The organism is Streptomyces niphimycinicus, from assembly GCF_018883605.1.
Lineage (GTDB): Bacteria > Actinomycetota > Actinomycetes > Streptomycetales > Streptomycetaceae > Streptomyces > Streptomyces niphimycinicus.
Window position 1 is genome coordinate 1 of sequence record NZ_JAHLEM010000603.1, and the last position, 6,563, is coordinate 6,563.

The following is a 6,563-nucleotide window of genomic DNA, read 5'->3' on the forward strand; positions in this document are numbered from 1 at the left end:
CACAGCGTCCTCGCTGTGTATTTTCCAAAGGAACCTCGTCCGAGATGGACGGGGTATCTATATGTCTGGCGTTGACTTTTGGCACGCTGTTGAGTTCTCAAGGAACGGACGCTTCCTTCGAAACCGTTTCACCGGTTTCTCCGGGCGCTTCCCTTCGGTGTTTCACACGCTATCAGACCATTTCCCGCTCTCCGAACCGGTGTCTTTCGCAAGGCATGCGAAAGCGGATCCGAGATTTGGATCAAGTAACTGATGGCGCCACCCTGAACCTGGATGTACACGCAGATGACCGCAGTGCTTCAGCCGGTGGGCAGGGGTATGACAGTACAGGGCCTCTCGCGGCCGTGGCAAATCGATTCCAGGCCCGAGCGTCCACTCTGCCAGCGCCACGTGTGCGGAATCCGAAGTTCCTATGACTTACTCTTCTGGGCAGTGCGCTGTCCGGGACAGACGGTGACGGCGCGTGATGATTCTTCACCCCGGGAGGCCCCCATGACCAGCGTGACCTCACCGGTCACCGGCCGCGTGATCGGACTCGAAGCGGTTCCCGATCCGGTGTTCTCCGGCGCCATGGTCGGTCCGGGCACGGCGATCGACCCGGTGCTCGAGCCCTTTGTGGCCGTGGCTCCGGTCGACGGCATCGTCGTCTCTCTGCACCCGCACGCGTTCGTCGTCGTGGACGGGGAGGGGCACGGTGTGCTCACCCACCTCGGCATCAACACCGTGCAATTGAATGGTGAGGGCTTCGAGGTGCTCATCAACAAGGGGGACACCGTCAAGCGGGGCGACGCGATCGTGCGCTGGGACCCGGCCACCGCCGTGGCCGCGGGCAAGTCGCCGATCTGTCCGATCGTGGCGCTCGAGGCCACGGCCGACGCCCTGTCCGACGTCAAGCAGGACGTCGACGTGAAGCCGGGCGACACGCTCTTCAACTGGTGAGCCGCGCGTACGCTCGGCGGCCGGTGGGGACCGGGGCCGGGCGGCGCGCACTGCTGGTACGACATCCACCATGGCGGGGTTCCGCCGTATCGACCGGGGACGGGTGACATGGAGACAACGCTGCGAGGCGTCGGCGTGAGCCACGGGGTGGCCATCGGCGAGGTGCGCCATATGGGGACGGCGGTCCTGGAGCCGCCGGCGAGGCAGATTCCGGCCGATGAGGCACCTCGCGAGCAGGGCAGGGCGCGCCAGGCCGTGGAGGCCGTGGCGGCCGATCTGGTCGCGCGCGGCAATCTGGCGGGCGGCGAGGCCCAGGCCGTGCTCGAGGCGCAGGCCATGATGGCGCAGGACCCGGAGCTGATGGCCGATGTCGAGCGGCGTATCGCCGTGGGCAGCACCGCCGAGCGCGCGGTGTACGACGCCTTCGCCGCCTACCGGGCGCTGCTCGCGGGGGCCGGGGACTACCTGGCGGGCCGGGTGGCCGACCTCGATGATGTGCGGAACCGGATCGTTGCGCGGCTGCTGGGTGTGCCGATGCCGGGTGTGCCGGACAGTGATGAGCCGTATGTGCTGATCGCGCGGGACCTCGCCCCCGCCGACACCGCGCTGCTCGACCCGACGCTGGTGCTGGGGTTCGTGACCGAGGAGGGCGGGCCGACCAGCCACAGCGCGATCCTCGCCCGTGCCCTTGGGGTGCCGGCCGTGGTCGCGCTGCCCGGTGCCGGGGATCTGGTCGAGGGAACCCTGATCGCCGTGGACGGCAGCACGGGTGAGATCTTCGTGTCCCCGAGCGAGGAGAAGCGGGCCGAGCTGACGCGGGCCGCCGAGGAGCGCCGGGCCGTGCTGGCCGCCTCCTCAGGCCCGGGCGCGACGTCGGACGGGCACAAGGTGCCGCTGCTGGCGAACGTCGGCGGACCGGCCGATGTACCGGCGGCGGTCGAGGCGGGCGCCGAGGGTGTGGGCCTCTTCCGCACCGAGTTCCTCTTCCTCGACGACAGCACTCAGGCGCCATCGGAGGAGAAGCAGGTCGAGGCGTACCGCCAGGTGCTGGAGGCGTTCCCCGAGGGCCGGGTGGTGGTGCGGGTCCTGGACGCGGGCGCGGACAAGCCGCTGGACTTCCTCACCCCGGCCGATGAGCCCAACCCGGCGCTGGGTGTCCGCGGTCTGCGTACTCTGCTGGACCACCCCGAGGTGCTGCGGACGCAGCTCACGGCGCTGGCCAAGGCGTCGGAGGGGCTGCCGGTCTATCTCGAGGTCATGGCCCCGATGGTGGCCGACCGGCTGGACGCCAAGGCGTTCGCGGACGCGTGCCGTGAGGCGGGGCTGCGGGCCAAGTTCGGCGCGATGGTGGAGATTCCGTCCGCCGCGCTGCGGGCGCGCTCGATCCTTCAGGAGGTCGAGTTCCTGTCGCTGGGCACCAACGACCTGGCGCAGTACACCTTCGCGGCCGACCGTCAGGTGGGTGCGGTCTCGCGGCTCCAGGACCCGTGGCAGCCCGCCCTGCTCGACCTGGTGGCGGCGTCGGCGGAGGCCGCGCAGGCCGAGGGCAAGAGCTGTGGTGTCTGCGGTGAGGCCGCCTCCGATCCGCTGCTGGCGTGTGTGCTGGCCGGTCTGGGCGTCACCAGCCTCTCCATGGGTGCGGCCTCCATTCCGTATGTGCGCGCGACGCTGGCCAAGCACACGCTCGCGCAGTGCGAGCGGGCCGCGTCCGCGGCGCGCGCCGCGGACACCGCCGAGGATGCCCGCCGGGCGGCGCAGGCGGTGCTGTCCGGCGAATGAGCCGGTGAGCCCGTGACCGTGAGCCGATGAGCTGTCGATGAGATCTGGGTGAAGGCGTCCCGCCGGGTGGCGGGACGCCTTCGGTCATTCCGGGCTGCCGAGCGGGATCCCCGCCCGGTATTCGACGCCGTGCTCCGGTGGGATGGGTTCACCGGTCTCGGCGTCGGTGCAGTACGCGGTGAACACCTCCGCCTCGCTCAGGGGACGCAGCCAGCCGTCGTGCAGTGCCCAGCCGCGGACCGTCTCGGGGGCGTCCGCCACGATGGTGCGCAGCACCAGGCCGCCGGGGCTGCGCAGGGCGAACCCGCAGGCCAGGACGGTGCGGAAGACCAGCCCCGAGGGCTCGGGCAGCTTCGGCGGGCCCGCTTCCCGGGCGTCGGCGTGGAGCACGGCGACCAGCGAGGTGCCGTCCGCCGGGACGCTGCACACCAGATGGTGAACGCCTGGCCCGGCTGCCTCGACGACCTTGCGCAACGCGGCCCCGGCACGGTCGAACGCGGCGCGGGCGGTGGTGTCGTCGCGGCACTCCCCGCGGTGGCCGGCGCGGGAGAGCAGCGCCGTGGCGTACTCCCAGGTGGCCTGCTCGTCGGCGACGCCGATGAGCCGTGGGACCAGGCGGTCGATCGGCTGGCCCTCATAGATGACGGTGCCGCCCGCGGCGGCCAGCTCCGCCGTATAGCGAGTGCGGCTGGCGGGGGTGTCCGGGTCGAGCCGGGTGTCCGCGCAGAACTCCTCGTAGGCGACGGGGTCGAAGAGGGCGACGGTGGTGTGGACGCCCTTGGCCGCGAGCGCCTTCAGCAGCCCTTCCATCTGCCGTAGATACACGCCGTGGTCGTCGAAGGCGAACGATGCGTAGTGCCGCATGGCCGCGAAGTCCCGCTCGTCGGCGAGCAGGGCCACCGTGCTGGGCACCTCTTTGCGCAGGGCTCGGCGGGCGGTCTGGCTCCTCGTCCGGTGCCGCGTCCTCGAATTCGTCTTCGCTGTCTTCGGCTTCGTCGTCTTCGGCTTTGCTGTCTTCGGATGTGGCTTCGGCTTGCCGTGCTTGCCCCGGTGCCTGCCGGGGCGGCTCCAGTCCTCGCTCCGCTGTCCGGTGTGCGCCATGACTCCCCCTCAGCGCGGATGTTCAGTGCTCACTCACCGTAACCGGGGCCACTGACAACGCTCCGTCGCCACGGTCCCGTACCAGGTGGTGCTGGGCGCCGCACATCGCGGCGAGCCCGGCGCCGAGGCCGAGCCAGCCGAGGGGGCCCGCCGCGATCGCCGCCGTCACCGCGAGGGGTCCCGCGCTGCGCTGGACGGCCTGGGCCAGGCCGTGCACGCCGAGGTAGGCGCCCTGTGCGGTGGGCGGGGCGAGGACGACGGACAGCTCCCAGGAGATCGTGGCGTGCAGCATCTCCGCGACGGTGAAGGCGGTGGCCGCCAGCACCAGCGTGACGGCCGCGAACCAGGGCGCGCCGACGGTCGAGGCGGCCAGCGCGGCCCCGCCGAGGAGGAAGGCACCGGCCAGCGGCCACAGCGAGGTGCGAGCGGTGCGCGGGGTGGCGCCGAAGCGGGCGAACGGGACCTGGAAGAGCACCACGAGCACGTTGTTCAGGACGAGCAGCAGGGGGACGAGTTGATGTGGTGCGTTGGTGGCCGTCACGGCCCACAGCGGCAGGCCGATCTTGAAGACGGAGTCGTCGAGGAAGAGGACGGCTTCGCTGGCGGTGTAGGTGAGATAGCGGCGGTCGCGCCAGGGGCTCGGGGCGGTGGTCTTCCGGGGTGCGGATTCGTCGGGCGTGGGTTCGTTGAGCGCGGATTCCGCGGATTCCTTAAGTGCGGGAGTGGACTTGGCCGCGATGCGGGCTGCCGACGGTGGTTCGGCGCAGCCGAGGGTGAACAGCGCGGAGGCGAGGAAGGAGAGCGCGTCGCCGATGAGGAGCCAGCGGTAGACGGTGACCGTACCTCCGGTGAGTGCCGCTGCCGCCGCCAGGCCGCCGACGGCCCAGCCCACGTTCATGGCGGTACGGCTGATGGCCTGGTAGCGGACGCGCTCGGAGCCCGCGACGCGGGTCGCGTACAGCTTGGTCAGTACGGAGGCCGCGCGGTCGCCGAGGCTGCCCACCGAGGTGATGGCGAGCAGAAGCCCGAGGTCGGTGGTGGTGAGGAGGGCGAGTGAGGCGACGGCGCGGACCAGTTGGACGATGATCAGGAGCGGGCGCAGCGGGACGCGGTCGGCGAGGAGGCCGCCGAGGGGCGGACCGGCGATGCCGACGCTTCCCGACACGGCGAGCAGTGCGCCGATTTCGGCGGTGCTGAGCCCGGCGGCGTAGGTGAAGTAGAGCGTCGCGGTCGCGCCCCACAGGCCCGAGCCGATCCGGTCGACGAAGGTGACGGTCAGCATGCGCCGGCCGTCCCGGCCGCCGGGGATGCGGTCGCTCAGCGCGGTGCGCCACGTTGGCTTGCCCACCCTGGTCCCCCTTGACATTCGATTTTGTATTGATACAGAATATTTTCTGTGGCGACACAATATGAGATCACTGGTGCGTCGGCCAAGGGGATTGCCGCATCCGTCGAACAGGGCGTGGTGGAGGGGGCGTTGGCGCCCGGCACCGCGCTGCCTCCGGTGCGCCGGCTGGCCGAGCGGCTGGGCATCAGCCCCGGCACCGTCGCGACCGCCTACAAGGAGCTGCGGCGGCGCGGGATCGTGGTGACCCACGGGCGGGGCGGCACGGTGATCGCCCCGACGCCCGCCGTCGCCTCGCGGCGCCCGCCGCCGGTGCCGGAGGGGGTGCGCGATCTGGCGGGCGGTCACCCCGACCCGGCCTTCCTTCCCGCGCTGCTCCCGGCCGCCCGCCTCTCCCCCGGAGTCCGGTCACACCGCGCCCAGCCCCGGCTGGCCGGTCTGGAAGACCTGGCCCGCGCCTGGTACGAGCGCGATGGCGTGCCCGCCGAGCACCTCACCTTCGCCCATGGCGCGCTGGACTGTGTGGCCCGGCTGCTGTCGGTCGAGCTCAGGCCCGGTGACGCGGTGGCGATGGAGGACCCCGGCTACCACCATCTGCTGGACCTCGTCCCGGCGCTTGGGCTGCGGACCGTACCGGTGGCCGTGGACGACGAGGGGATCCGGCCGGACGCGCTGCGGGCGGCGCTGCGCTCCGGGGCGCGTGCGCTGGTGTGCAGCCCGCGCGCGCAGAACCCTTACGGTGGCTGGTTCTCGGCGCGGCGCCGGGAGGCGCTGCTCGATGTGCTGGACGCGGCGCCGTCCGAGGTGCTGGTGATCGAGAACGACCACGCGGCGGACATCGCGGGAGTGCCGCTGCACAGCCTCACCACGGGCGGCCTGGCGCGCTGGGCGCACGTGCGCACGGTCTCCAAGCACCTGGGGACGGACCTGCGCTGGGGTGCGCTCTCCTGCGACCGTACGACGCTGGCGCGGCATGACGGCCGGATGGTGCTGACCTCGGGGTGGGTCAGCCATGTGCTCCAGGAGACGGTGAGCCGGTTGATGACCGACCCCGGGACGCAGGACCTGGTGGCCGCGGCGCGGTCCGCCTACGCGCGGCGGCGTGAGGCCCTGCTGGCCGAGCTGTCGGCTCGGGGGGTCGCCGCGCATGGGGCGAGCGGGATGAATGTGTGGGTACCGGTGCGGGACGAGGCGGCGGTCGTGAACGGGTTGCGGACGCGGGGGTGGTGGGTGGCGGCAGGTGCGAGGTTTCGGCTGGGTGCGGGGGTGGGGGTGCGCATGACGACGGCGGGGCTGGGGGAAGGGGATGCGGGGGTGTTGGCGGGGGATTTGGTGGGGGTGTTGGGGGAGGCGCAGCCCACGTATGGGGGGTAGGCGGGGGTTTTCCCCACCCCGCCCC

Annotated in this window: 5 protein-coding genes; 3 read left to right on the forward strand and 2 right to left on the reverse strand. The window is 71.8% G+C overall.

The genetic code is table 11. From position 1 onward, the window contains the following. Nucleotides 1-492 precede the first annotated feature (492 nt). Both KN815_RS37445 and ptsP read left to right on the forward strand, forming a co-directional pair. Complete coding sequence (locus tag KN815_RS37445) at nt 493-939, forward strand: PTS sugar transporter subunit IIA (RefSeq protein ID WP_216346297.1); 447 nt, start codon at nt 493-495, stop codon at nt 937-939. 108 nt (nt 940-1,047) lie between these two features. Further along, complete coding sequence (gene ptsP / locus KN815_RS37450; RefSeq protein ID WP_216346298.1) at nt 1,048-2,718, forward strand: phosphoenolpyruvate--protein phosphotransferase; 1,671 nt, start codon at nt 1,048-1,050, stop codon at nt 2,716-2,718. Between the two features lie 84 nt (nt 2,719-2,802). On the opposite strand, the gene KN815_RS37455 is transcribed toward ptsP, so the two are convergent. Next, nucleotides 2,803-3,819: a DUF8829 domain-containing protein gene (locus KN815_RS37455; protein WP_216346299.1), complete on the reverse strand. Its 1,017-nt coding sequence runs from the start codon at nt 3,817-3,819 to the stop codon at nt 2,803-2,805. Between the two features lie 22 nt (nt 3,820-3,841). Beyond that, entirely contained in the window at nt 3,842-5,167 is a 1,326-nt protein-coding gene (locus KN815_RS37460; RefSeq protein ID WP_301184688.1) for an MFS transporter, read from the reverse strand. A gap of 48 nt (nt 5,168-5,215) precedes the next feature. Here KN815_RS37460 and KN815_RS37465 point away from each other — a divergent pair, with 48 nt between their 5' ends. Beyond that, nucleotides 5,216-6,538: an aminotransferase class I/II-fold pyridoxal phosphate-dependent enzyme gene (locus KN815_RS37465; RefSeq protein WP_216346300.1), complete on the forward strand. Its 1,323-nt coding sequence runs from the start codon at nt 5,216-5,218 to the stop codon at nt 6,536-6,538. Nucleotides 6,539-6,563: the final 25 nt, after the last annotated feature.

Bases quoted from the DNA above. Each gene is read 5' to 3' on its own strand.
- KN815_RS37445 (WP_216346297.1), top strand. From the start codon at position 493: ATGACCAGCGTGACCTCACCGGTCACCGGCCGCGTGATCGGACTCGAA.
- ptsP (WP_216346298.1), top strand. From the start codon at position 1,048: ATGGAGACAACGCTGCGAGGCGTCGGCGTGAGCCACGGGGTGGCCATC.
- KN815_RS37455 (WP_216346299.1), bottom strand. From the start codon at position 3,819: ATGGCGCACACCGGACAGCGGAGCGAGGACTGGAGCCGCCCCGGCAGG.